The sequence below is a fragment of the Clostridium sp. HBUAS56017 genome (genome assembly GCF_007115085.1).
Classification (GTDB): Bacteria; Bacillota; Clostridia; order Clostridiales; family Clostridiaceae; genus Clostridium; species Clostridium cibarium.
The window spans coordinates 72,537-97,687 of the sequence record NZ_SULK01000008.1 but is presented as its reverse complement, the minus strand read 5'-3'; the positions used below and the strand labels follow the sequence as shown (position 1 = coordinate 97,687).

The 25,151-nt window shown below is 30.4% G+C and carries 24 protein-coding genes, 1 other RNA gene and 1 riboswitch; of the genes, 3 read left to right on the top strand and 22 right to left on the bottom strand.

Going from position 1 to position 25,151, the window contains the following annotated elements:
• Positions 1–64 precede the first annotated feature (64 nt).
• On the top strand, positions 65–547 hold the full coding sequence (locus FAY47_RS08885; protein ID WP_143316351.1) for a DUF4883 family protein: 483 nt from the start codon (positions 65–67) through the stop codon (positions 545–547).
• Between the two features lie 11 nt (positions 548–558).
• Here FAY47_RS08885 and folK read toward each other — a convergent pair whose 3' ends face one another.
• From folK to FAY47_RS08855, 6 genes are read right to left on the bottom strand one after another with little or no spacing between them, the layout of a single operon-like run.
• Complete coding sequence (folK, locus tag FAY47_RS08880) at positions 559–1,371, bottom strand: 2-amino-4-hydroxy-6-hydroxymethyldihydropteridine diphosphokinase (protein ID WP_143316350.1); 813 nt, start codon at positions 1,369–1,371, stop codon at positions 559–561.
• A gap of 8 nt (positions 1,372–1,379) precedes the next feature.
• Positions 1,380–2,189, bottom strand: a complete 810-nt coding sequence (gene folP / locus FAY47_RS08875) for a dihydropteroate synthase (protein WP_143316349.1) — start codon at positions 2,187–2,189, stop codon at positions 1,380–1,382.
• Positions 2,190–2,211: 22 nt separating this feature from the next.
• The gene (locus tag FAY47_RS08870; RefSeq protein ID WP_143316348.1) at positions 2,212–2,688 is read right to left on the bottom strand and encodes an HD domain-containing protein; all 477 of its coding nucleotides are present in this window, start codon (positions 2,686–2,688) and stop codon (positions 2,212–2,214) included.
• Between the two features lie 27 nt (positions 2,689–2,715).
• Entirely contained in the window at positions 2,716–3,456 is a 741-nt protein-coding gene (locus tag FAY47_RS08865) for an aminotransferase class IV (RefSeq protein WP_143316347.1), read from the bottom strand.
• 1 nt (position 3,457) lies between these two features.
• Positions 3,458–4,792: an aminodeoxychorismate synthase component I gene (pabB, locus tag FAY47_RS08860; RefSeq protein WP_143316346.1), complete on the bottom strand. Its 1,335-nt coding sequence runs from the start codon at positions 4,790–4,792 to the stop codon at positions 3,458–3,460.
• Positions 4,761–5,369, bottom strand: coding sequence for an aminodeoxychorismate/anthranilate synthase component II (locus tag FAY47_RS08855; RefSeq protein ID WP_143316345.1), 609 nt, complete (start codon positions 5,367–5,369; stop codon positions 4,761–4,763). Before FAY47_RS08855 ends, pabB begins: the two co-directional genes overlap by 32 nt.
• A gap of 120 nt (positions 5,370–5,489) precedes the next feature.
• Between FAY47_RS08855 and FAY47_RS08850 the strand changes: the two genes are divergently transcribed.
• The gene (locus FAY47_RS08850) at positions 5,490–6,323 is read left to right on the top strand and encodes a PHP domain-containing protein (RefSeq protein WP_143316344.1); all 834 of its coding nucleotides are present in this window, start codon (positions 5,490–5,492) and stop codon (positions 6,321–6,323) included.
• A gap of 47 nt (positions 6,324–6,370) precedes the next feature.
• Here FAY47_RS08850 and FAY47_RS08845 read toward each other — a convergent pair whose 3' ends face one another.
• On the bottom strand, positions 6,371–6,601 hold the full coding sequence (locus FAY47_RS08845; RefSeq protein WP_143316343.1) for a phage holin: 231 nt from the start codon (positions 6,599–6,601) through the stop codon (positions 6,371–6,373).
• A 72-nt stretch (positions 6,602–6,673) separates the two neighbouring features.
• On the bottom strand, positions 6,674–8,911 hold the full coding sequence (locus FAY47_RS08840; RefSeq protein WP_185966775.1) for a glycoside hydrolase family 3 C-terminal domain-containing protein: 2,238 nt from the start codon (positions 8,909–8,911) through the stop codon (positions 6,674–6,676).
• A 442-nt stretch (positions 8,912–9,353) separates the two neighbouring features.
• On the opposite strand from FAY47_RS08840, the gene FAY47_RS08835 reads away from it, so the two are divergent.
• Entirely contained in the window at positions 9,354–11,768 is a 2,415-nt protein-coding gene (locus tag FAY47_RS08835; protein WP_185966774.1) for a fibronectin type III domain-containing protein, read from the top strand.
• A 146-nt stretch (positions 11,769–11,914) separates the two neighbouring features.
• Here the strand turns inward: FAY47_RS08835 and FAY47_RS08830 are convergent, their stop codons facing one another.
• The 14 genes from FAY47_RS08830 to FAY47_RS08760 form a co-directional block, all read right to left on the bottom strand.
• The gene (locus FAY47_RS08830) at positions 11,915–12,418 is read right to left on the bottom strand and encodes an ECF transporter S component (RefSeq protein WP_243129582.1); all 504 of its coding nucleotides are present in this window, start codon (positions 12,416–12,418) and stop codon (positions 11,915–11,917) included.
• Between the two features lie 179 nt (positions 12,419–12,597).
• Complete coding sequence (locus tag FAY47_RS08825) at positions 12,598–14,265, bottom strand: ABC transporter ATP-binding protein (RefSeq protein ID WP_143316339.1); 1,668 nt, start codon at positions 14,263–14,265, stop codon at positions 12,598–12,600.
• The gene (locus FAY47_RS08820) at positions 14,247–15,137 is read right to left on the bottom strand and encodes an energy-coupling factor transporter transmembrane component T (protein ID WP_243129581.1); all 891 of its coding nucleotides are present in this window, start codon (positions 15,135–15,137) and stop codon (positions 14,247–14,249) included. The genes FAY47_RS08825 and FAY47_RS08820 overlap by 19 nt, the downstream gene beginning before the upstream one ends.
• An 8-nt stretch (positions 15,138–15,145) precedes the next feature.
• The gene (locus FAY47_RS08815; RefSeq protein WP_143316338.1) at positions 15,146–15,895 is read right to left on the bottom strand and encodes a DUF4430 domain-containing protein; all 750 of its coding nucleotides are present in this window, start codon (positions 15,893–15,895) and stop codon (positions 15,146–15,148) included.
• 96 nt (positions 15,896–15,991) lie between these two features.
• The gene (locus FAY47_RS08810) at positions 15,992–17,239 is read right to left on the bottom strand and encodes a prenyltransferase/squalene oxidase repeat-containing protein (RefSeq protein WP_143316337.1); all 1,248 of its coding nucleotides are present in this window, start codon (positions 17,237–17,239) and stop codon (positions 15,992–15,994) included.
• 21 nt (positions 17,240–17,260) lie between these two features.
• Positions 17,261–17,440, bottom strand: a riboswitch (cobalamin riboswitch).
• 138 nt (positions 17,441–17,578) lie between these two features.
• Entirely contained in the window at positions 17,579–18,631 is a 1,053-nt protein-coding gene (locus FAY47_RS08805; protein ID WP_143316336.1) for a galactose ABC transporter substrate-binding protein, read from the bottom strand.
• Positions 18,632–18,681: 50 nt separating this feature from the next.
• Positions 18,682–19,725, bottom strand: coding sequence for a galactose ABC transporter substrate-binding protein (locus tag FAY47_RS08800; protein ID WP_143316335.1), 1,044 nt, complete (start codon positions 19,723–19,725; stop codon positions 18,682–18,684).
• Positions 19,726–19,860: 135 nt separating this feature from the next.
• Entirely contained in the window at positions 19,861–21,246 is a 1,386-nt protein-coding gene (locus tag FAY47_RS08795; protein ID WP_143316334.1) for an aminopeptidase, read from the bottom strand.
• A gap of 25 nt (positions 21,247–21,271) precedes the next feature.
• On the bottom strand, positions 21,272–22,189 hold the full coding sequence (gene hprK, locus FAY47_RS08790; protein WP_143316333.1) for an HPr(Ser) kinase/phosphatase: 918 nt from the start codon (positions 22,187–22,189) through the stop codon (positions 21,272–21,274).
• Positions 22,190–22,202: 13 nt separating this feature from the next.
• Positions 22,203–22,394 carry a DUF896 domain-containing protein gene (locus tag FAY47_RS08785; RefSeq protein WP_143316332.1) on the bottom strand — a complete coding sequence of 64 codons (192 nt, stop codon included), beginning with the start codon at positions 22,392–22,394 and terminating at the stop codon, positions 22,203–22,205.
• 552 nt (positions 22,395–22,946) lie between these two features.
• Positions 22,947–23,126, bottom strand: a non-coding RNA gene (gene ssrS / locus FAY47_RS08775) — 6S RNA.
• Between the two features lie 53 nt (positions 23,127–23,179).
• Positions 23,180–23,575, bottom strand: a complete 396-nt coding sequence (locus tag FAY47_RS08770; protein ID WP_143316330.1) for a hypothetical protein — start codon at positions 23,573–23,575, stop codon at positions 23,180–23,182.
• A gap of 14 nt (positions 23,576–23,589) precedes the next feature.
• The gene (locus FAY47_RS08765; protein ID WP_143316329.1) at positions 23,590–23,835 is read right to left on the bottom strand and encodes a DUF1292 domain-containing protein; all 246 of its coding nucleotides are present in this window, start codon (positions 23,833–23,835) and stop codon (positions 23,590–23,592) included.
• A gap of 82 nt (positions 23,836–23,917) precedes the next feature.
• Positions 23,918–25,093 carry an FprA family A-type flavoprotein gene (locus FAY47_RS08760; protein ID WP_143316328.1) on the bottom strand — a complete coding sequence of 392 codons (1,176 nt, stop codon included), beginning with the start codon at positions 25,091–25,093 and terminating at the stop codon, positions 23,918–23,920.
• Positions 25,094–25,151: the final 58 nt, after the last annotated feature.

Sequence of the window (25,151 nt, the reverse complement as noted above, 5' to 3'; positions counted from 1 at the left end):
TTGTTCTAAAAATAATATAGATGAATACATTATTAGGGTAGTTACTATGCTAGGAGGTATTATTTTGAAAAAGATAAGATTATTATGTATTTTTTTATTAATATTCATTTTGCAAGGTTGTGCTTTTGATGATCCCAAATACATACATCTAAAAGAAAAAAGTGACATTGCCATATACACAAAAGAAATTTATACCAAACTTCTTAAAGATGAACATTTCTCCATTGAATTTTTTGACACTAATTTATATAAAGATATTTCCGTCCCCGAGGATGAAAATCAAATCATAGAAAATTTTATAGGTTCTTTATCAGATGAAAATTATAAAGATGAAGAGCTCCCTAAAGAAAAGGAGCCCTACCAATTAAGAATAAAATTTCAGGATAGTAAATATATTATTAAAGTTTACAATGAAAATTTAGTTGCTATATACCCTTGGGATGGAAATTACAAAGAAGATATTCTCTCTATGAAAGATATACCTAAACATTATAATCTTTATGACTTCTGCAAACATGTAGAAAATCGCGCCAAGGCTTTGAAATAACAACTTTATCATTACTTAAGTTCTTCTAGCATTTTAAATATTCTTTTGTTAAGTAAAGGATGTACTTTATTTGGTGCAATCTCACTTAATGGTTTTAATACAAATTCCCTTTCCTCCATCCTTGGATGGGGGATTGTTATGTAGTCGTCCTCTAAAACCAAATCATCATAAAAAATTACATCTAAATCTATTATTCTTGGTCCCCATTTAACTTCACGCACTCTATGCATTTTCTCTTCAATTTCTAAAAGTTTATCTAAAAGGTACTTCGGAGATAAAGTTGTTCTTATCATTAAAGCTCCATTTAGGAACTCATCCTGATCAACATTTCCCCATGGCTCTGTTACTATAAATGAGGATACCTTTTCAACCATTACTTCTTTAGTTTCTTTTAACATCTTGATTGCTATATTTAAGTTATCTTCTTTATTTCCAATATTACTTCCAACAGAAAGATAGGCTTCATGCCATCCTCTTTCTATTTCAACAGCTGCATAGTCTACATGTCTTCCTATTGGCGCCCATGGTTTTTTTAACTTTACCTTAACACTCTTTATAATAGGATAGGTAGTCAAAGTAAATTCTGCTATCTTTTCAGCTGCAGATTCAATAAGATCATAGCTCTTTTCAGTAAATACCCTTTCAATGCCTAAACAAAGCTCTCCATAATGAACTGACTTTTTCAAATTTTCAGTTTTTCCCGCTTCCTCCAAAGGCAAACTTAATTCTATATCCAAAATGAATTTCTGTCCTAAATTTTTTTCTTCACTAAATACGCCATGATTGGCAAATATCTCAAAGTTCTTTATATAAATCTTATCCATAAATATCACTACCTAGCATTTAATATCTTATCCGTCATAAGACAAACTCTTTTATTTTCAAGAACATCATGAACTCTTATAAATTCGCATCCCTTAATTATTCCTATAACTGTAGTTGCTAAAGTACCTTCAACTCTATCATTTACAGGCAAATCAAGAGTTAATCCTATCATAGATTTTCTTGAAGTTCCTAAAAGTACTGGGAATCCTAAATTTCTAATCATTTCAAGATTGTTCATTACTATTAAATTTTCTTCGTAAGTCTTTGCAAATCCTATGCCTGGATCTAAAATAATATTTTCTCTTTTAACACCTGCCTCAAGCGCTATATTAACACTATCCACTAAATCCATCATTACATCAGTCATTAAATTTTTATAAGGAATACTTTCTCTATTATGCATAAGAATACATGGAACATCATACTTTGCTGCAACCTTCGCCATATCCTTATCCATTTTAAATCCCCAAATATCGTTTATTATATCAGCACCTGCCTTTATGGCTTCTTCTGCAGTTCTTGCCTTATAAGTATCTACCGAAACAGCTATATTAAACTTTTCTTTTATTGCTTTAATTATAGGTACAACTCTATGTATCTCTTCTTCCACACTTACAACTTCAAAATTAGGCCTTGTAGACTCTCCACCTATATCTATTATATCTGCTCCATTTTTTATTAATTCTTCTGTTCTTCTTAAGGCTAAATCAATTTCATTATATTTTCCTCCATCAGAAAAAGAATCAGGAGTTACATTTAAAATTCCCATAACATAAGTTCTTTCTCCCATAACAAAATCTTTATTACCTATTTTCATTTTTCCTACCCCCGTTTTATTTCTAATAACTTATATAAAAGTTTTTCTTATTATCGCTCCAATAACACTCATCTATGGCTTTACAATTAAAACAATTTCTCGATACTTTATCACTGGCATATATAATTTTAGATAATTCATCTTTGCTATCATCTTTTCGATGTGCTTCAATAGCCCTTAGTATGCTATCTTTATCTTCTTGTGAAAAACTAGTATCATCCAATATTTCTTCTGCAATTATAACGCTACCTTCATGATGTGGCACACATTCTTCATATTCTAGAACCCTTCCTATATCATGAAGTAAAGCTACCCCATATATAACTTCCTTGGAATAGTTTAACTTACTCTCAAGAACTTTTATATATGCTATTCTAGCCACATCAAGAAAATGTTCCATTGTATGCCTACAGAACTTCCTATCTTCTTCAAGTAATTCTAATCTCTTTAAATAAGACCTATATCTTAAATCATTTAATATTTCATTGACTTTATCCAAGGTAGTTCTCCTTTTTCTTAGATACTTTTATATAAAAATACATTTATCATACTTATCTTTAATCGCACTTATAAATGTTTCTTTATTATATATGAATCTATCTATTTTATTTACCTTCATTATTCCCATTAGGCTATTGGTTATAAAAACTTCATCTGCCTCTTTTAGATCATCAAATAAAATATCTTTTTCATAAACTTTATAATTCTCAATAACCCATTTTCTTATTATACCACTTAATAGCCCATTCTCCACCTTTGGAGTAATAATTTTGCCACTTTTTATCAAAAATATATTACTGCAACTAGTTTCCGTTAAATAGCCCCTTTCATTCAAAAATAAAGCATCATCAAACCCATCCTTTTTCGCCTTTTCTTTTTCTAATATATTTTCTATATAACATATAGATTTTATATATGTTAACCTAGATGAGCTATTTTTTCTAACTGTTGATAAACCTAGAGTCATACCTCTTTTATAATCTTGACTTTTATACAAAATATCTCTCTTACTTATAACTATGTTCAAAGGAGTTACCATAACCTTTAATGCTTTATTTTGAATTTTTAACTTTTTTAGAAAATCCATAAGCATATCTTCTTCTAACTCATTTAGCCCAATTACCTCCATTGAAGCCCTTAGCCTCTCTATATGTTCTTTTAGGAATACAGGTTTATCAAGCCACAAAATAGTTTCAAAAACACCCTTTCCAAAAACACTTCCTTCATCAAGTAAGATATTCTCTTCTTCATAAATTATCTTTCTCATTTTAAAGTACCTTCATTAAGGCTTTTGCTTTGTCACAAGTTTCACACCATTCATCTTCTTCTATTGAATCCCATGTTATGCCTCCACCTACTCCAAAGTATGCCTTATCACCTTTCTTGATTATTGTTCGTATAATTATGTTAAAATCACAATTTCCTCTTAAATCAAAGTAACCAATTGCCCCAGTATACAAATTTCTTTTTAATTCTTCAAGCTCTTCTATAATTTCCATAGCCCGAATTTTAGGAGCCCCTGTTATAGAGCCACCTGGAAAACATTCTTTTAAACATTCAATCGATGATATCCCATTCTTAAGTATCCCTTCCACCGTTGATACTAAATGAAATACTGTAGAATATTTTTCTATCTTAAATAATTCAGTAACTTTAACTGTATTAGGCTTACATGTCTTACTTAAATCATTACGTTCTAAATCCACTATCATAAGAAGTTCTGATTTATCCTTCTCTGAATTAATTAATTCTTCTCTATAATAATTATCCTCTTCTTCATTTCTTCCACGAGGTCTTGTCCCTTTAATTGGTCTTGTAGTAACTTTTCTATCTTTTATGGATAAAAATCTTTCTGGTGAAGAACTTACTACCTGAAAATCCTCAAAATTCATAAATGCAGAAAATGGAGCTTTATTTATACTCCTAAGCTTTTCATACATTTCAAAAGCTGGTTCACTAGTCTCACACCATATTCTTCTTGTCATATTAGCTATATATACATCTCCGCTCCTTATATATTCTTTAAGCCTAGTGATACGCTTTTTATACTCTTCTTTTGTAAAATTAGAATAGAATCTAGTATTCTTTTCTTTAAAACCAATCTCTTCTTGCTCTTTATAACACTTGAGTTTTTCTTCAACAGCTCTTATGCTTTTATCCCCACTTAATGCTGATATATATGTTTTTTTCTCAATCAAATCAAAAATAATTATATTTTCGTATAACAAGAATTTGCTATCTGGCACATAAAAATCTTCTATAGCTGTACTAGGTAAATCTTCTAAATCTCTTCCTATATCATAGGAAAAATAACCTATTACTCCCCCTATAAAAGGTAGATTAGATTTTTCTTTAATCTTTCTATCTCCCAATAGCTTTTCAAGATTTTTAAAAGGATCTTCTCCCTTTAACTTTTCTCCATCTAAATAAGAACTTTTCCCTATAGATTCAAATTTCCATAATGGATTAATTCCTATAAAGGAAAATAATGAAAAAGGGCTCCCTTCCTTAGAGCTGTCAAGAAACACACTATCCTTTTCATCTTTAAAAATTCTATATACATCAAGTGGATTATAATAGTTTTCTAGTTCCTTTATCCTCATTATTAAACCTCTTACATTCCATAATAAAATTTTTTAATATTTTATGCCCATCTTCCGTAAGTTCTGCTTCTGGATGAAATTGAACTCCATATATAGGATAAAATTTATGAGTTAGCCCCATGATAACACCATCTTTAGTTCTGGCTGTTACTAAAAGTTCCTCTGGTAAGTTTTTATCCAAAACTACTAAGGAATGGTATCTAGTAACCTTTAATGGATTTTTAATGCCTGTAAATATCCCTCTTCCATTATGCTCCACATAGCTTAATTTACCATGAACTGGCTCCTTTCCTTTTATAATTTCTCCACCAAAATAATGACCTATACACTGATGCCCTAAACATATACCAAGTATAGGGATTTTTCCTTTAAATCTATCTATAATATCTAAACATAATCCAGCTTCCTTTGGATTCTTTGGCCCTGGTGAAAGAACTATTCCTGAATAATTTTGCTCTTCTATAAAATCTAATACAATTTTGTCATTTCTGTAAACTACTATTTCCTGTTTTAACTCATTAAAATACCTAACAAGATTATAAACAAAGGAATCATAGTTATCTATCATAAGTAACATTTTTCCCTCCATGCATATATGTTGTGAGATGTAATAAACTATAGTAAAATACTAATAATACGTAAATTATAACACAGTTTTATCTTTATAAAATTAATAATAGGGAAGGAGTAGATTTTTTTGATTTCTGTTGATTTTCACACTCATACCACCTTTTCTGATGGAATTTTAACCCCAACTCAAATGGCCAATAGAGCTTATGCTAATGGAGTTAATTTTTTAGCTATAACTGATCATGATACAGTGGGAGGTATTGAAGAAGCAACTTTTGTAGCAGATAAATTAGGCTTAACCATAATCCCTGGAATAGAATTATCAACAACTCATAATAATGAAAGTATTCATCTTTTAGGCTTTTTTAAAGATGCCAATTACAAAGACCCTGAATTTATTGAGATTTTAAGTAATATGCAAAACCATAGGCTTATACGAGCTAAAAAAATGGTCGAGAAACTTAAAGAAATATTTAATATAGAAATAAACTTTGAAAATGTACTACATAGAGGAAAAGATGTTGTAGCAAGACCTCATATTGCGCAAGAAATAATAAGTGCTGGTTATCCTTATGATAATGAATATATCTTTAACAACTTTATAGGTAAAGATTGTCCTGCCTTTGTCCCTACAACAAAAATGTCTACAAAAGAAGGTGTAAAACTATTAAAAAAATTTAATGCTATGGTTTTCTTAGCTCATCCTGTATTAATTAAGAATTCTCCTTTAGATGATTTCTTAAATATAGGTCTTGATGGAATAGAGGGCATATATTTTCAAAACACCTTTGAAGATGAAAAAATACTTTTAACTTTAGCAAGAGAAAATAATCTTCTTGTAAGTGCAGGTTCTGACTGTCATGGAGACATAGAAAATGATTTGCGACATGGCGATATTGGCTGCATGAAAATGCCTGATGACTTACTTAAGAAGTTCTTGTCTCTTTATAATGGTGATTAATCTAAAAATAGGCTGTCAAATTTAATTTGGACAGCCTAACTTTATCTTTAATTTTTAGTGTTACTTTGTACTTGTTTATCATCATCTGAATACCACTTACACTCTGTAGTTGGATTGTTTAGTATTCCAAGCATTACTAATATTCCAAGAACTAGATTGGTGATATTTGAATAGTTATCTGGCAATATATCTACTCCTGCAACTTTTAATAATACAGGAATTAAAGCTGCTATAGAAACCCATAATCCATGATTCTTAAAACGAGACTTATCTACCACATAACCGCCTCCTTCTTCATATTATATGATATGAAAAGAAATTGGGTACTGTTCTTTTTATTAGATATTGAACTAATTTAATGCATTAAATTTTGCTTTCTCTCCTTCACTCTGAAGCACTTTATCATCTGAAGTTCCTCCAACAATCACATTAAATTCCCCTGTTTCTTGAACCCAAGCTTTATTATTTTCACTATAAAACGAAAGATCTCTTTTGTTTATACTAAATTCAGCTGTCTGTGTTTCACCTGGATTTAATACTCTTGTCTTTACAAAGCCTTTTAATTCCTTCTCTGGCCTATCTACAGATGCTTGTACATCTTTTATGTAAAGTTGAGCTACTTCTTTACCAGCTACATTTCCTGTATTAGTTATATCAACAGATACAATAAACCTTGAATTATCATCATTTAAATAGAACTTATCTGAACTTAATTTTATATTGCTATACTTAAATGTTGTATATGAAAGTCCATATCCAAACCTATATAATGGAGCTACATTTTTAGTATCGTAATAGCGGTATCCAACATAAATACCTTCCTTATAGTTAACTGGCGTGTTGGTGTTTTTAGGAAAATAACTAGAATCCGGCACATCATAATAATTAACAGGCCATGTAACAGTAAGCTTTCCTGAAGGATTCACTGCACCTTTTATTATATCACCTATTGCATTTGCTCCTTCACTTCCTGGAAGCCCTACCCAAAGGATAGAATCTGCATATTGTTCCCAACTTGAAACTTCCACAGGTGCACCAGTATTTAACACTACAACTACCTTTTTGTGAAGTTTATGATATTCATCCCCCAGAGTCTTTATAAGACTAATTTGATCTTTTGATAAACTCATAGAACCATAATCCGAACCTTCATGCCCAGGTAATCCTATTGAAATAACAGAACTATCTGTAGTAGCAGCTAAATTTGCAGCACCTTCCGTAGATATTCCCTCTACTATATTTTTATTATTAAATTTACTGATTACACTAAATCCTGCATTTTTCAATCCTTGAGTAAGAGAAACAACTCCTTTTGGATCTGCATTTACAGTTGCACTTCCATTTCCTTCATAAATAATTCCTCTATTATCAAAGGCATTTTTTCCTGCCACAGAAATTATTTTGTTATTTCTAATAGGTAAAGTATTATTTTGATTTTTAAGAAGCACTATTCCTTCTGCTGCCAATTCTCTTGATAATGACTGGTTTCTAGTAGCTATTTCTGTACTAAGTGTTGTTTTATTTTTAAACTTCTCTTTATCACCGTATTCCCCTTTAAATGTAGGTGTCTTAATAATAAGTTTCAAAATATTTGTAATTGCTCTATCAAGATCACTTTCTTTTATTGCATTCCATGATGTAACAGCAGGTTTTATCTGCATTAACCATGCTGGCAATAGAATTCCACTCATATTATAAAATCCACCTGGCTGATTCATGTCTAATCCTGCCTTGAAAGCTTCTGCTCTATTATATGCCCCCCAATCTGACATAATCATACCATCAAACCCAAATTCTCCTCTTAATACATCTTCCATAAGATATTTATTTTCTGTCATTCTTGTACCATTGACCTTATTATATGAAGCCATAGCTGACCAAGGATTTGCTTCCTTTGTAGCTTTTTCATATTGTGGAAGATAAATTTCTCTTAAAGCTCTATCTGATATTATTTCATCTCCATCTATCCTGTTATTCTCTTGATTGTTACAAGCAAAATGTTTAATGCATGCTCCTATCCCTTGTGATTGAATCCCTTTAACTGCTTCAGTGCCTAATACACCTGTTACATATGGATCCTCTGAATAATACTCAAAAGTTCTTCCGCCTAAAGGATCTCTAATTATATTCATAGCAGGTGCCAATAAAACATCTGCACCATAACTTCTACATTCTTCCGCCATAGCTTTTCCAACTTTATTTATTAATTCTGGTGACCATGTTGAAGCATTTAATAAAGGGTTTGGAAAGCAAGTAGCATATTTAGTAGGTGCATAGTTAGGTGTAATTACTAATCCTCCCATTCTAACTCCCTGAGGTCCGTCTGTAAGTTCTACACTTGGTATTCCTAGTCTTGGAATAGCAAAAGTAGCACCAGCCCCACCATATGGAGTCATTAACCCTATTCCACAAACCATCTGACACTTTTCATCAAGAGTCATCTCAGAAATAACTTTTGGAATTGATGCTTCATCTGTTAACATTGCTAATTCTGATTTAGTATCTGCAGCAAATCCTACAGTTTCAATCATAGCTAAGGTACTTATGGTTGTTAAAATACTGACTAATATCTTTGTCCTTTTTCTCATAAATCTATCCTCCATAAATTACATATTAAGATATACAACCTATACTTGTAAAACTCTCTATAACATCAAATAAGAATTTACCGTTGCATTACCTCTTCTTCCATATATAATAATAATTTACACTATAATGTATATAATTACAATTATTTCTATAGAAATAATTGATAAATTACATTCTCTCTAATAAAACAATTAATTGCATAATTTTATATATTAATACAATAACGTTGTACTAACTCTCCATCTTCCAACACTTCATTTTCATTGAATCTACCATTATAAACCTAGCCGCCAATACTTTCCACATAATTATTTGTTCTAATATACATTTTATCCCAATATAATACAAAATCCCCCATGTATTGTATATAGTTTGAATTTATAGTATACTTTTATTGTAATATTATGATAAATATACAATTATGAGAAAGGAATGTTTAAAATGTCGTTTTTACTCAAAAAATCAAAGTTTAAGTGGATCTCAAATATTGTGCCTACGATTAGCTTATTTGCAATTGTATTCGGATGCAACTTATTATTTTCTAAGGCTCTTAAAGTTAGTGCATTAGATAGCATCTCTTTGCCTAATGCTAGTAAGGTAGGTATTAAGGAAATTTCAGCTGGGGATTATACTGTTACATTTATTAAAAATAATGGTACTGCCTTAGGTCTTGGTAATGGTCAAGCACTTGGTACAGGAAGCACTGAGTATTATAAACCTTCAAAATTGTCTGTAGATAATATTAAACAAATTTCCCATGGCAGAGGCTTTTCTGTTATTCTAAAAAATGATGGTACATTATACTCATCTGGTTGGAATGCTACTGGCCAATTAGGAATAGGCTCTACTACAGATCAAAGTTCACCAGTAAAGGTCTCTATATCTGATGTTAAGGAAATTAATTGTGGTGCTGAGTATGCACTTTACTTAAAGAATGATGGGAGCCTTTGGTATTCTGGATCATTTGGAAATAGAAAATCTACAACTCCAGCTAATACTGGAATCTCTGGCATCAAGAAAATGATTTCAGGAAGATACAATTGTATCTTAGTAAGAAATGATAATACTCTACTGTTCGTAGGAAATGCTGATGCCATTGGTTTAAGTAAGACAACATCTGATCCAACAACTATAACTAACTTTAGATATTCTGATCTTAAACAAATTTCTTGTGGTTATGAAAATACACTATACCTTAAAAATGATGGTACTGTTTGGGGATATGGATCCAATAATGGTATGGGAGACATTTTTAGTTATAGCCAAACTACATTAAAGCAAATACCTATAAGTGGTGTAAAACAAGTTAGCTGTGGAAAATGGCATACTGTATTTCTTAAAAATGATGGTACTGTTTGGGGCGTTGGCTCAAACATGTCAGGTCAGCTAGGAATTGGAAATACTAATAGTCAAAGCCAGCTAGCTAAAATGTCAATTGACAATGTGGCTCAAGTAATTGCCGGCGATGGTTATACAATATTCGTAAAAAATGATGGTACCATTTGGTTTACAGGAGAAACTTCAGGACTTCGCCAGCTTCTTAAATCAGATAATACTACCACACCAGTATTAATATCAAATATATTTTTCAGTTTAGATCGTGCTACAGAAGCTGTATTAAAAGCAGAAAATTCTAAATTACAGTCTGATGTAAATGCTGCTAAAACTCTACTAAATGACTTACCAGAAAATTCTGGAGATGATTATAGTAATTTAACTAATAGACTATATAAAGTACAATATTATATAGATAATTTATCTAATGCGACAAATGCTGTAATTGCTGCTGAAAACACCAAAACTCAAGCTAATATTTCTTCTGCTCAAGCTTCTATCAATTCCCTTCCAAATGGAGATTCTAATAGGATAGCTCTTCAAAAAAGACTTGATGCAGTTAAAACTTATTTAACTTACCAAGCTCAATTATTAAATGCTAAAAATGCAGTCGCTAAAGCAGAAAACTCTAAACTACAAACAGATGTAACTTCTGCCCAATCTCTAGTAACAGCATTACAAAATGGAGCTGATAAAACAGCGCTTCAAGCAAGATTAACATCAGTTCAAAATTATATTAATAATGTAGCTGCTGCAACAACTAAGGTAACATCTGCAGAAACTACTAAAACACAAGCTAGTATTGATTTAGCACAATCTGCTATTAACTTATTACCAGTTGGTGACAATACTAGAACTGCTCTACAGAATAGATTGAATGCTGTACAAGCCTCTATTACTTATCAAACACAATTAGCTAATGCAACTAATGCAGTAGCTAAAGCAGAAGTAACAAAATTACAAGCAGATGTAACTTCAGCGCAAACATTAGTAACAGCATTAATAGATGGAGCACCTAAAACTGCATTACAAACAAGGCTAACAGCAGTGCAACTCTACATTGATAATGTTAATTACGCTACAACTAAAGTTGAAAATGCAGAAAACACTAAAGTGCAAGCTAATGTTGATTCAGCTCAAGCTGCAATCAATTTATTACCAGAAGGAGATAGTAATAGAGATACACTCCAAAGTAGATTAGATGCTATTCAAAATTATATAGATAACTTACCAAGTGCAACTAATATTAAAGTTACCCAAATTGGCAAAGATTCAATTTCAATAAGTTGGCAACCTAATTCTATTAATAAACTAAGATATCAAATAAAAGTAGGCTCTCAGTACGTTGCACTAGATGGTACATTAACAACAACTCCAACATGGATTTTGCTTACTAACAAGAACTTTACTATTAAAGGATTAACTACAAACACATCTTATGATATAAGTGTTAAAGCTCGTAATCAAGAAGGTATAATTTGCTTTGAAAGTGGAACAGTTACTGCAACTACTTTAAATTAATGAGTTTAAATAATTCCAATTAGTAAGGCGTACATATACAAGCTTTAATATGTGAATAATTTACAAAACAAACCTCCAACTATCAACAATAGTAATAGTTGGAGGCTTTTATATAATCACAGAAAAATTTCAACCTCATGGACTTACTAAATTCCATACTTCATTTTAATACGTTCCATCTTTCCTAGCATGGGTTTATAAATAAGGGCTAAAAATATAACAGTAGAAGCACTATGAACTAAATCAAAATAAAATCCTGAAACATATACAGCTAAAACAGCTTCCAAAGTAACCTTCTGCATTGTTATAAATAGAGTGCTTAAATTAATTAATCCTCCATAAATAATTAAGGTGGTTACTCCTCCAAATAAACATAAGAGCCATCTCTTTTCCTTAAGTTTACTCTCACTAAATATCAATCCAGCTAAAAAGCCAACTAATCCAAAGGCGAACATTTGCCACGGAGTCCAAGGTCCTTGTCCAAAGAAAAAATTAGATACAAAAGCTGATAATGCTCCAGTTAAAAATCCTGCTTCTCTTCCAAAACAAACACCTGCAACTATTACTATTGCCATAACTGGCTTAAACTGTGGAATCATGAAAAAAGCCATTCTTCCAACTACAGCTATAGCAACAAGTACTGCTATCAATACCATCTCTCTAGCCTGTAATCTTTTTTTTTCAAATAACATTAAAAAAGGTATAATGCTGAGGATAATAATAAGCAAACTAATAAAATAATATTTTCTATCTCCTAAAATGAATATGCCACAAAAAATAGTTAAAGTGATAAAAAATAAAATTACTACTAGACTAATTATTTTTTTGTTTACAAGTTTTTTCTGCATAAGCTAATCACATCCTTACAAGTCACCGCACCTTTAAATACATATCTACTTATCTTGTTAGCTGAAGTTGTATAAAAATTATTTTCGCTAAAAAATTTCTTAGGCACTCCGCTCGTTACAATATTTCCGTCAAAAAACATTCCACAAGTATCTGAATACTCAGCAGCAAATTCTAAGTCATGAGTTACCATAATTATAGTTTTCCCCTGACATTGAAGTCTTTTTAATATTTCACCAAACTTTTCCTTATAGTGATTATCTAAAGCTTTAGTTGGCTCATCTAAAAGTAGTATTTCAGGTTCAAGCATTAATACCTTTGCTAAAGCTGCTTTTTGAGCTTCTCCCCCACTTAAATCATATGGATGCATATCTAAAATATCATTTATTTCTACTACTTGTGAAATCTTTGATAATTTTCTTTCCTTTTCCTCTTCCTTTATATTTACATCAAATAATATCTCCATCAAATCTTCTCTAACAGTATTTTTTACAAATATAGTTTGCGGATTTTGCGGAAGCACTCCTAAATTCTTATTAAATAGCTCATTAGATGAATATTTTTTAACATCTTTTCCTTTAATATAAACTTTTCCTCTATAAGGCTTATTTATCCCACTAATTAAATTAAGACTAGTAGTTTTTCCTGTTCCATTTCCACCTAATATAGAATAAAATTCACCTTTATGTACAGTTAATGAAAAATCCTTTACTACATTTTCTGAATGTTTATCATATTTAAACCAAACTTCTCTAATTTCTATAATTTTTTCATCAAAAATTTTATCTTCTGCTTCTATTTCAGTTATTACTCTTTCATTATCCTTCAATAACTTCTGAAGCCACCTTCTACCATCTCTAAGAGTTATAGGACAATCTAAATCATTAACTACCTCAGCATATATCTTTGTAGCAGTTGGAAGAGATAAAAACATATCATTTTCACTTTTCTTTAAAAAAGCACCTATATTCTTTGGTTTATCATAAGTTATAACTTTACCTTTTTCCATAACAAGAACCTTATCTGCCATTGAAAAAACTTTATCTAGTCTATGCTCTGTTAATATTACAGTTACTCCAAGATCCTTATTTATCTTTTCAATAGTATCTAAAAATTCATTTGCTGCTATAGGATCTAACTGTGATGTCGGTTCATCTAATATTAAAACCCTTGGATTCATAGCCATAACAGAAGCTAAATTCAATGTTTGCTTTTCCCCTCCTGATAACTCTGTTACATCCTTATAAAACCACTTTTCTATACCAAAATAACTTGCCATTTCCGAAACTCTAACTCTTATGGCATCATTATCATACCCTAAATTTTCTAACCCAAAAGCTAGTTCATGCCATACCTTATCAGTAACCAATTGATTTTCCGGATTTTGATATACATATCCTAGTTCTTCTGCTGCTTTTCTTTCACTTATATCTTCAATTCTTTTTCCTTTATAAAAAACAGCTCCTTTTCTATCTCCATGTGGAATTAATGTAGGCTTCAAATGTTTTAACAATGTACTTTTACCACATCCAGATTTTCCACAAATCAATACAAAATCTCCACTTTTTATACTTAAATTTATATCTACTAAAGCTGGTTTATCCTTAAGCGGATATTTAAAAGTTAACTCTTCTATTTTGATAATTTCCATTTAATCTCCTCCCAAACATTAATAATTATAGGAAATATATTAAGTAAGAAATATGTTAAATATGTTATCAAGCCAATACTTGAAATATTATTTATTTTTATCTTTGGAAAATAATTTGCACTTCCTAACTCAAAGCTAATTCCACATAATGTTATCCCTATGAGTACCAATAATACGCCTAAAATTATTTTATCTCTTAAGCTAAACTTATATAAATAAAAGCTTGTTCTTCCCTTTAAACCATATCCCCTTGCCTTCATTGAATCTGCCGTTTCTATAGCATTTTCTAAAGCCCATGTGATTAACATGGATAAAATCTTTACTCCGTGATTTATTCTTTCAAAGATATTTCCATTAGTAATATCTTTCCCTATTGATTTCTGTCCATTTGATATAACTTTAATTTGTGCCTTAAATCTTGGGACAAACCTTAATACCATAGCTACAATAAGAGAATTCTTTGGCATTACCCTCCCGAATAAGTACATGAATTTATCAGATGTCATAACTACATTATATGCACTAAACCATATCAATACAGAAACTAACATAATAGCTGATGCAACTCCATATATTATAGCTTCAAGAGTTATTGGATTATTATTTATATACAAAATTATTGTAGCTCCTTCATGATTAAATAATGGGTTCAAAATTGTAAGAAATATAATCATTGGCATCATGTATATGACATTAAACTTTAAGGCTTTTATTCCCTTTAAATAAACTGAATATAGCATAGATCCTATTAATGAGATTCCTAAAAAGATAGGATCCATTAAAAACATGCTAAACATTATTACAAAAAGAAAATATGTAAAATTAATTAAAGGATGCAATCTTGAAAAACTATCCATTGATTTTCTATACATAAACTTCACTACCTCAAATCATTTCCATAATCACATGTATATATAAACGCTATAGTATCTCCATTATAAACTTTCTGCTCTGATGCTGATTTCCCCAGCACTTTTCCATTATATTTGTACATCCATCCACTTTTGCTACCACAGTCTTTTTCAAACAAATTATTTATTCCTTTAATGTAACTTCCGTTCAGAGATACAGGAATTCCTGTCTTAATCAAAACATCTAACACGCTTTCACCATCATTAATTTCTATTTTTCCTAAAAAAATATTACCATTGTCTCCAAGAGTACTTTCTTTTCCCGCAGTCAAACTCTCCATATTATTCAAAACATTTTTAGCATCAATAGAAAAGTTAACATATGACTTAGTTTGTTGCGCTTCCTGCTTTGTACCATTACTTGTGCCTGTATTATTATTCCCTTGATCCATAGGTTTATTGTTTGCTGACTCTACTGAACCAGTATTTTCTGATCCATTTGAATTTTTACTAGCAGGTGTTACCGCTTTCCCTGTTTCATTAGATTCACTCTTTTGAGCCTCTTCTTTATCATTACCACTTTCATTATTTACTACTTGATTTTGTGAATTTGAATCTACGTTTTTCTCATCTGTATTTCCACTTTCATCTTGCATCACTTCTACTTTATTACTCGCCACCTCTTCAGGTGTTTGTATTTTAAGACCTCTTATTCCTAGAATTATAGCAAATAATACACATATACAAATAGCTATTACTTTCCAATATCTTCTTATCATTATAATATCACCTCAAATATTACTCTAAACTATACTTATAACTATTCAAAATAAGATCAATTCTTAAGGATAATACCATTAAGAATTGATCTCTAATTATCTAACTTCTTTTAATGATTTCTTTCTAATTACTACCATTACGCCTGTCATAACAGCCATAATAATTAATAACACATTAAAGCTTCCATTGTCTCCAGTTTTAATCTCATTTACTTCACTAGATTTTGCAGTATCACCAGCAGTTACATTAGTAGCTACACTTCTATCTTGAACTTCAATTTGTTGAACTTTAGGCTCTTCTTTTTGAGGTTCCAGTTGCTTTGCTTGTACACTAACATCTATAAGATCATATAAAGAATTTTTCCCTTCTAGTAGTCTTTCATATGATACTAAAGCATATAATAATTGTGTAGATGCAATATTATCAGGAGTTTCATCTGTACTAGAGTTTTTAAATCCCCCACCTTGCACATAATAACTAGTCATAACATCTATTAAATCCATTGTTTTTACAAATCCACTTTGAACTAAAGTAGGATTTTTCTTTAGGTTATCTAAAGCTACAACTACCTGTGCCGCTGTACATGGGCTTTCGTAAGTTTGAGAACCATATACACTTACGTAGTCACCTTTTGCTGTTTGATTATTTTTTAATATATTTAAACATGTATCAACAGCAGTTTTTACTTCTGGTCTATCATAATATTTTGCCAAAGCTTGAACTACCATAGCTGTTGTATCTATATCTGCAGTAGCTGCTGTATTATCCCAACTAAATCCACCATCTCCAGTTCTAAGTGATAACATTTTTGTAATTATAGAACTTCTTGTGTTCTTTGAATTTGCTGGAGCTTCATAATTTTTAGAATCTAAAGCTATTAATGCATATGCAAGTTCACTAACCCCATTATTTCCAAGACCTTCTCTGTTCCATATTAAATCCACTAAATTTAATCCTACCACATTCTTAGGATCTTTTCCTATTGAATTTAATGCTAACACTAATTTTTCAGCATCAGTAATTGATGTCCAATCTGACTTAGCTACATCAGAAGTAAAAGGCACGGCTTTCTTTACTTCCTCCATAATCTTACCTTCTACACTCTTGTAGTATTTATCATAATAACTAGATGGTATACTTTTCTTGGAACGAGCTATTGCAACAACACTCCACTCATTTCCATATAAGGCATCCTTTTTAACTAAATAATCTACAGTTGTATTAATCATATTTTCCAAAGTATTATTATCTACAGCAGCTTGTACTGTTTCTTTTGTTGGTATAGCAATAACTAATGATAAAATAAATATAATTGCTAAAAATCTTGATATTATTTTTTTCATTTTCCTTCCTCCTCGAAGCAAATTTTATGATTGATTTATGGCAGGTCTCCTGGCTTAAAGCATCATACCTACTTTCTTACCTTCCCAAAAATTGTTTTTCAGTGGTTTATTAAGATTTCGTAGCTTAATACAGTAGCGAGGGCTGCTAGGGATTCCGACCCTATTCCCTTTTAGTATAAAACCATATACCTTAGTTTATATATCATATAAGTTCATTGTCAACTAAAATAATTACATTTGTAACTTTATTAAAAAATAAAATTAATTTTGGCCAGATTAATTTATTTTTCATCCCACATTAACACAATATTCACTACAAATACAAAGAATATCTTTAAGTTATTTATTTATAGGAGGATATTCTTTATACGGTATACGAATTGAAACTCCAGTGTCATCAAATCCATATGGTATCCCTTCTATAGCACTTCTACCATTGAATAAATTAACTCCACTCATATAAAGTACCTTTGCCATTTCATTTGCATCTTGCAAAACAGTTCCTGTCATATATCCTTTATTTATATATTCTCTTGCCTCTGGTATAGCATCCACACCTACGATTGGAATCATCTTCTTTGGATCTCCAGTGTTAAATCCATATTTCTGTAAAGCTTTTACAGCCCCTATAGCCATGGCATCATTATTTGAAATTATAAATTCAATTTTATTTCCGTAACTTAAATATAAAGTTTGCATAAAATATTTAGCAGTATCTTCACTCCAATTACAATATACTGCTTCTAATTCATTTGTTTCTATTCCTGCATTATTTATTGTTAAAATAGAATATCTAGACCTTTCTATTGTCTCTATATTATTAGGTTCTCCTTTTAACATAATATACCCAATTTTACCATCCCCATTTTTATCTATATCTCCTTTGTTACTTTTCCATAGCCTAGTTATTATATTACCTTGTAATATACCTGCTTGACTTGGGTCTGTTCCTACAAATATAGCCCTATTATAGGATCTTATTGAATCTTTTATAGGAGGTTCCCTATTATATAATATAACAGGAACATTTTTCTGTTTAATCATATCTATAACGGTTTTTGCTTCTGTTATATCTACCAAATTTACAAATAAAATATCAATGCCTCCTTGAAGAAAATTATTTATGCTAAGATTTTGTATCTCTTGACTGTTTTTACAATCTACAAAAATAAATTCAACCTTTCCTTCATTTTCTTTTTGAATTTGTTCTAAACTTTTATGTACTTCTAAAATATATTGGTCATCAGATTTATATTCAAGAACTCCAATTTTTAAAGGAACTATTCCATTTGTATTATATACGTTCGAGACACTTTTACAAAAGTTTTGAAATATTAAAGATACTAAAATTATTAAAATAAGGCTTCCTAATATTCTATTAAAATACTTCATTTAGTTCCTCCTTAAAGATAACTATATTTAATAATTTATTTCTTAAAAAATTATTTTACATATTCCTTATATGGTATACGAATTGAAACCCCTGTATCATCAAAATTATATGCTGTTCCATCAATAGCGCTTTTTCTATTAATTAAATTTAAACCACAAGTATAGATAGCCTTTGCTGTTTCCATAACATCTTGAACAACAGTACCTGTCATGTATCCTTTTTCAATATACTCAATTGCAATTGGTATGGCATCCACACCAACAATCGGAATCATTTTATTTGGATCTCCAGTATTGTATCCATATTTTTGTAGAGTTCTAATTGCCCCTATAGCCATTGCATCATTATTTGAAATAATGGCTTCAATTTTATTTCCATAACTTAAATATACAGTATTCATGACACTTTCTGCTGTACTTCCATCCCATGAGCAAAAAACCGATGTTAATTCTTCTGTACCTATACCTTCACTATTAATAGTTAATACAGAGTATCTTGTTCTTTCAAGAGTCTCAATGTTATAAGGTTCTCCTTTTAGCATAACGTACTGAAGTTTATTATCCCTATTTTTATCGATAAGTTTCTTATTGATACTCCATAGTTTGTAAAATATTTTTCCTTGTAAAATTCCAGCTTCTGCCGCATCGGTTCCTATAAATACAGCTCGATTATATGATTTTATAGCATCTGTTGTAAGTGGTTCTCTATTATAGAAAATAATTGGTATATTTTTTTGTTTAACCATATTGATTACATTTTGTGCTGTATTAATATCTACTATATTAACTACCAAAAGATCAATACCTTCCTGAAGCAGCTTATTGATACTTGCATTTTGAACTTCTTGATTATCTTTTGCATCATAAAAAAGGAATTCAACTTTGCCCAGATTATCTCTTTGAATCTGTTCTAAACTTTTATGGATTTCCAAAATATATTGATCGCTTGATTTGTATTCCATAACTCCTATCTTTAAAGTTTTTTCCTCATTTACCTTTGATAAACACAAAGCATTTTTTTCGTTACCTTGAAAAATCACTGTTGCAAAAATAATAATTGCAAAAACTCCTATTATTTTTCTAAATTTATACATATCTCTCCTCCAAGTAATTACAAACTATATCACTCACTAACTTTATTATACTTTTTAATGCAAAAATTTATTCTATAATGAAAATTGAGCAAAAAAATAGAGCCTTTAATCATAAAAGACTCTAATTTTTTTGAATTATGCTTCAAGTAAAAATGCGTAATAACCTCTCATAGTTTCGTATATATCAACTTTACTTGCAATTTCCCAAGGCGCATGCATATTAAGAACAGGCACTCCGCAATCTATTACTTCCATATTATATTGAGCTAAAATATATGCGATTGTTCCTCCACCACCCTGATCTACTTTTCCAAGTTCAGCTGTCTGTATAGTCACATCATGTTTATCCATTATATTTCTAACTTCAGCCATATATTCAGCATTAGCATCATTACAATTATATTTTCCTCTTGCTCCAGTATACTTATTAAATACCATTCCTTTGCCCAAGTAAGCAGCATTTTTCTTTTCCATTACCGATGGAAAGTTTGGATCAAAGGCTGCACTTACATCAGATGATAACATCTTAGAATTATTTAAGCATCTTCTAAGTTTAATTTCTGAATAACCTTCAACTTTATCCATTACTTCCGCTACTGTATTCTCAAAGAATCTAGAGTGCATTCCTGTTGCTCCTACACTACCAATTTCTTCTTTGTCAACTAAAATGCATACACATGTTTTATCTGGCTTTTCTATATCAATTATTGACATAAGTGATGCATAAGAACAAACCCTGTCATCATGTCCATATCCCATAACCATACTTCTATCTATTCCATAATCTCTTGCTTTACCAGCTGGGACAACTTCAAGTTCTGCTGATATGAAATCTTCCTCTTCAAAATTGTACTTTTCTTTTAATATCTTAAGAATATTGGCCTTAACTTTATTCTTCTCTTTTCCTTTTAGTGGCATACTTCCTACTAATACATTTAATTCTTCCCCTTCAATTACCTTATTAGCTTTTTTCTCTAATTGATTTTGAGCTAAATGAACTAAAAGATCAGTTACGCCTACTACTGGATCATTGTCATCTTCTCCTATTACAACATCAATTATAGTTCCATCTTTTTTTACTACTACTCCATGAATGGCTAAAGGTAAAGTAACCCACTGATACTTTTTTATTCCACCATAATAATGTGTATCTAAAAGAACTTGCTCCGTATCTTCATATAAAGGATTTTGCTTTATATCTAATCTTGGCGAATCAATATGTGCTCCTAATATCTTTAAACCATCTTCAAATCTATTTTTTCCTATTATGAATAATGCTATTGATTTATCCTTATTATTAGCATAAATTTTATCATAAACTTTGAGCTTTTCACCGTTTTTTATAACATCTTCAATATTCCTAAATCCATTAGCTTCAGCTATCTTTATAGTTTCCTTAACACATTCTCTTTCTGTTTTGCACTTTGATATGAACTCTTTATATCCATCGCTAAAATCAAAGACTTTCTTTACACCCTTTTCATCGTACTTTTCCCAAACATTTTTTTCTTCATTACTCATCTGTCTACATCCCTTTCTTACTATCTTACTTCATATTTCTCCCCTCAATCTCCATCCTCTTTTCGATTATATCAACAGGTGAAATGTTTGACATTAACTGCTGACGGTAATTTACTGCTGCTGCTTCAATTATAACTGCTATGTTTCTACCTGGTCTCACTGGCACTGTCAATTTCTTTATGTAAACTCCTAGTATGTCCATATATTCATCATTTATTCCTAACCTGTCATAATCATTATCATCTTTCCAATGTTCAAAATGCATAATAAGGGTTATCTTCTTTTTCTGCTGAACCGAACTTAATCCATAAAGAGCTGAAACATCTATTATTCCTATTCCTCTAACCTCTAACATCCCTATTGTAACATTTGGTGAACTACCAATAAGATCACCATCTATTTCTTTAATATCTACAGCATCATCAGTAACAAGCCTATGTCCCCTCTTAATAAGCTCTAAAGCAGTTTCACTTTTCCCAATCCCACTTTCTCCTGTAATTAGAATTCCTATACCATAAACGTCTACTAATACTCCATGTAATCTTGTTTCTGGAGCAAGCTTGTCTGCAAGATATAATGTAAGCTTACTCATAAGCTTTGTTGTTACAAGCTCACTTCTTAATATCCATATCTCTTTCTTTGCTGCCAATTCTATAAATTCTTCATGCGGTTCTAATCCCCTAGATATAATTATACAATTCATTTCTGAAGTAAAATATTTTTTTAACCTTTTCCTTCTAACTTCAAATTGCATATCATCTAGAAAGCTCCATTCTGCTTTACCTATAACTTGAATTCTTTCTGGAGCGAAATAGTTATAAAACCCCGCTAACTGAAGGCCTGGTCTATTTATATCGTTTACCTTTATTTCTTGTTCTAAATTCCCCTTTACTAAAACCTCTAAATCAAAATCCTTAATAAGCTTTTCTACCCTTACCGCCAACTTTAATCACCTCTTATTTTTTCTTTTTGGGTTCAATTCCTTCTAATTGCCCTCTAAAATTACGTTTAACATTATCAATATATCTTTGTCTAAATTTCTGCTGTAATTCCTTTTCTTGATCTGACAATCCTTCTTCTTGACTTTTCTTATATAACCTATTTATATTCTCTATAACTTCCTCTATCTTCATTGAATCAATATCCATTAATACAACTCCTTATAATATATCTTAAGCTTATTTTACATATTATTCACTATATTATCAACCATTCCTTTTATCAACCTTTCCTTAATGCTGACATTTATTTTTCATTTATGCTACGAAGATTTTTAATAATACATTATCCTATATATTTCTCTCCAATTTTATACTAACTTGTATTTTTATGTAAAATCTTATCTAACTGTTTTAATTTACATTTTTCACCATTATGGTATAATTATCCCATAAATTATTTTTTTACTATATAAAGGGGTGATACTATGAATAGGACAATACTAATAAAACAAATAAATCGTAGAAAAAAGCTAATTAATTTTTTACTTAGATTCCTTCCACCTACTAATTTCTTTATGATAATTTTGTCTAAAAATTTGGACAAGCTAATCTATAAATACCAGAAATTATTATATATAAACCACTGTTCCAAAAGGCGCCAATTTTTTTATCTAGGGTTATCGGCATAAGATTTATATATCACCGCCTAAAACTATATAAAAAAACCTCAATATTAACTATTGAGGTTTTTAAATACAATCAATTCCCAACATGCCGTTTGCTTATACATTCATACCTGCGCCTCGCAGGTGGGTTAAGCTCATCTTACTTCAGCCATCTTCTAACAAAACGGAAGCTCGACATCCATAAAACTGTTGCAAATCCCGTATATAATATGTAGGTTGAACATAGTAAGCTAGGCGTACATCTCAGGATCTCTTTATGTTTCTATTATAACATATAATTTATACAATGCAATATGCAATTCTTGCCTATAAGTAATCGTTTAATGCATCTTCCATATCCCATTCAAAAGTATTATTGCATACTATAACTGCAAACTTAACATATTCAATATTATTAGCATGGCTAGTTATAACTTTCGAAAGACTTGAAGTTCCAAACTCTTCATTCATATCATCAAGTATTTCCTCTATATTGTCCTTAGCCACATCATATAAATATGAAAAATACCACTCTCTATACCACTCATTACTTTCTTCCTCTACGTCGCTTTCTTCATTAGCATATGACCTTGCTGCAGACATCTCTTCTTTGTCAAAATCATAAAAGAAGTTAAATACAACATAATTATCTTCGGATTTTATTTCCTTAATCTCTGATATATCATTATCTTCTAAAAATTCTATAATTTCTGTGATTTCCATTTGATCTATGCTCCTTAATAAATAAGTTTCTTATATTCCTTCTTAACTGCTAAAAATTCTTTATCATCTTCCACCAAATTTAACTCTTCTTTTCCATCTACATTATCTATCCTAAAGACAAAAACATCCTCACTGTCTTTTTCTTCAAGTGGTGCTAATAATAAATATTCTTTCTTTTCAACAAATATTCTAGCTACAGCTTCAAAATCTACCTTATTACCATTCTCATCTCTAAATGACATTATTTCTTTATCTTCCAATTATAGTTCACTTCTTTCTTAATAATAATTCTAATTAAATAAGACACTTATTTAAAAATAAGTGTCTTTAATTACATACATTTTACATTAAACTAATAAAATTCTCAACCATTTCATCTGCTTTTTTATAATCATCTTCTGATGGAACAAAATAAAACTTAAATCCTTCCTCCACTACCTTTAACTTTAACGACTTTAATCTTGCTGTTAGCATAGGAACTCCTTCACCGCTCCATCCATAGGATCCAAAGGCTAATGCAGCCTTACTTCTATTTATATTAACATTAACGAGAGATAATAAATCCCAAGCAGGTTTTACCGCATCTGCATTTATTGTTGGTGATCCTATCATAAATCCTTTAGCTCTCTCAATTAATCTAACAGCTTCTTCAATCGACATAGCTGTTATTTCATGAACATCTGCCTTATATCCCTTTTCTTCTAGCTTATTCCTCATGTAAATTGCTATATCTCCAGTGTTTCCATAAGCAGTTACATAAAATATCTCTACTTTTTTAGGATCGATAGGTTCTTCTGAAGCCCATTCTCTATAATAGTCTAACGCTTTAGCTACATTCTCTCCTTGATGGACTGGTCCATGACTTGTAGCCATCATATCAATTTCTAAATTCTTTATCTTTTCAAGTCCCTTCAAAACATATGGCTTGAAAGGTCCCATTATACAATCAAAGTAATATTTCATTTCATCTAAATAATCGTCTGCTACAAGATCTTTAATTGATTTTTCAGGACAATAATGACACCCAGTAAAATCACAGGTAAATAATAATTTCTTTTCTTTAACATAAGTAAACATAGTGTCAGGCCAATGTAGATTTGGTGCTTTTATAAATTGCAATGTATTATTCCCAATATTTACATCTTCATCAGCTTCTAACCCATTAAAGGGTTCATTCACTATATTTTTTAAGAAATTTAAAGCCATTTTAGTCCCTATGACTGTAGCTTCTGGATAATCTTTAAGTAACATCTTTACAGTACCGCTATGGTCTAGTTCAGTATGTTGCACTACTATATAATCTACCTTTTTTTCTCCAATAATATCTTTTAAACTTTTTTTATAATCTTCATAAAATCCATTTTTACAACTATCTATTATTACTACTTTTTCATCATTTATTACATATGAATTATAAGTAGTTCCTCTTTTTGTTTCCATTATAATATCAAAAATTTTCAATTCCGGATCTTTTACTCCAATCCAATAAATATCATCATTCAATTTCTCTGCTGACATATGATTACCTCCTAATAACAATTCTCTCTTAATAAATTATACTAGTTTTGGTTTCTAC

What these genes read in the sequence shown, in the direction of transcription:
- folK (WP_143316350.1), bottom strand. Translation starts at nt 1,371, where the DNA reads ATGGATAAGATTTATATAAAGAACTTTGAGATATTTGCCAATCATGGC.
- folP (WP_143316349.1), bottom strand. Translation starts at nt 2,189, where the DNA reads ATGAAAATAGGTAATAAAGATTTTGTTATGGGAGAAAGAACTTATGTT.
- FAY47_RS08865 (WP_143316347.1), bottom strand. Translation starts at nt 3,456, where the DNA reads ATGAGAAAGATAATTTATGAAGAAGAGAATATCTTACTTGATGAAGGA.
- pabB (WP_143316346.1), bottom strand. Translation starts at nt 4,792, where the DNA reads ATGAGGATAAAGGAACTAGAAAACTATTATAATCCACTTGATGTATAT.
- FAY47_RS08855 (WP_143316345.1), bottom strand. Translation starts at nt 5,369, where the DNA reads ATGTTACTTATGATAGATAACTATGATTCCTTTGTTTATAATCTTGTT.
- FAY47_RS08840 (WP_185966775.1), bottom strand. Translation starts at nt 8,911, where the DNA reads ATGAGAAAAAGGACAAAGATATTAGTCAGTATTTTAACAACCATAAGT.
- FAY47_RS08835 (WP_185966774.1), top strand. Translation starts at nt 9,354, where the DNA reads ATGTCGTTTTTACTCAAAAAATCAAAGTTTAAGTGGATCTCAAATATT.
- FAY47_RS08825 (WP_143316339.1), bottom strand. Translation starts at nt 14,265, where the DNA reads ATGGAAATTATCAAAATAGAAGAGTTAACTTTTAAATATCCGCTTAAG.
- FAY47_RS08820 (WP_243129581.1), bottom strand. Translation starts at nt 15,137, where the DNA reads ATGTATAGAAAATCAATGGATAGTTTTTCAAGATTGCATCCTTTAATT.
- FAY47_RS08815 (WP_143316338.1), bottom strand. Translation starts at nt 15,895, where the DNA reads ATGATAAGAAGATATTGGAAAGTAATAGCTATTTGTATATGTGTATTA.
- FAY47_RS08810 (WP_143316337.1), bottom strand. Translation starts at nt 17,239, where the DNA reads ATGAAAAAAATAATATCAAGATTTTTAGCAATTATATTTATTTTATCA.
- FAY47_RS08805 (WP_143316336.1), bottom strand. Translation starts at nt 18,631, where the DNA reads ATGAAGTATTTTAATAGAATATTAGGAAGCCTTATTTTAATAATTTTA.
- FAY47_RS08800 (WP_143316335.1), bottom strand. Translation starts at nt 19,725, where the DNA reads ATGTATAAATTTAGAAAAATAATAGGAGTTTTTGCAATTATTATTTTT.
- FAY47_RS08795 (WP_143316334.1), bottom strand. Translation starts at nt 21,246, where the DNA reads ATGAGTAATGAAGAAAAAAATGTTTGGGAAAAGTACGATGAAAAGGGT.
- FAY47_RS08785 (WP_143316332.1), bottom strand. Translation starts at nt 22,394, where the DNA reads ATGGATATTGATTCAATGAAGATAGAGGAAGTTATAGAGAATATAAAT.
- FAY47_RS08770 (WP_143316330.1), bottom strand. Translation starts at nt 23,575, where the DNA reads ATGGAAATCACAGAAATTATAGAATTTTTAGAAGATAATGATATATCA.
- FAY47_RS08760 (WP_143316328.1), bottom strand. Translation starts at nt 25,093, where the DNA reads ATGTCAGCAGAGAAATTGAATGATGATATTTATTGGATTGGAGTAAAA.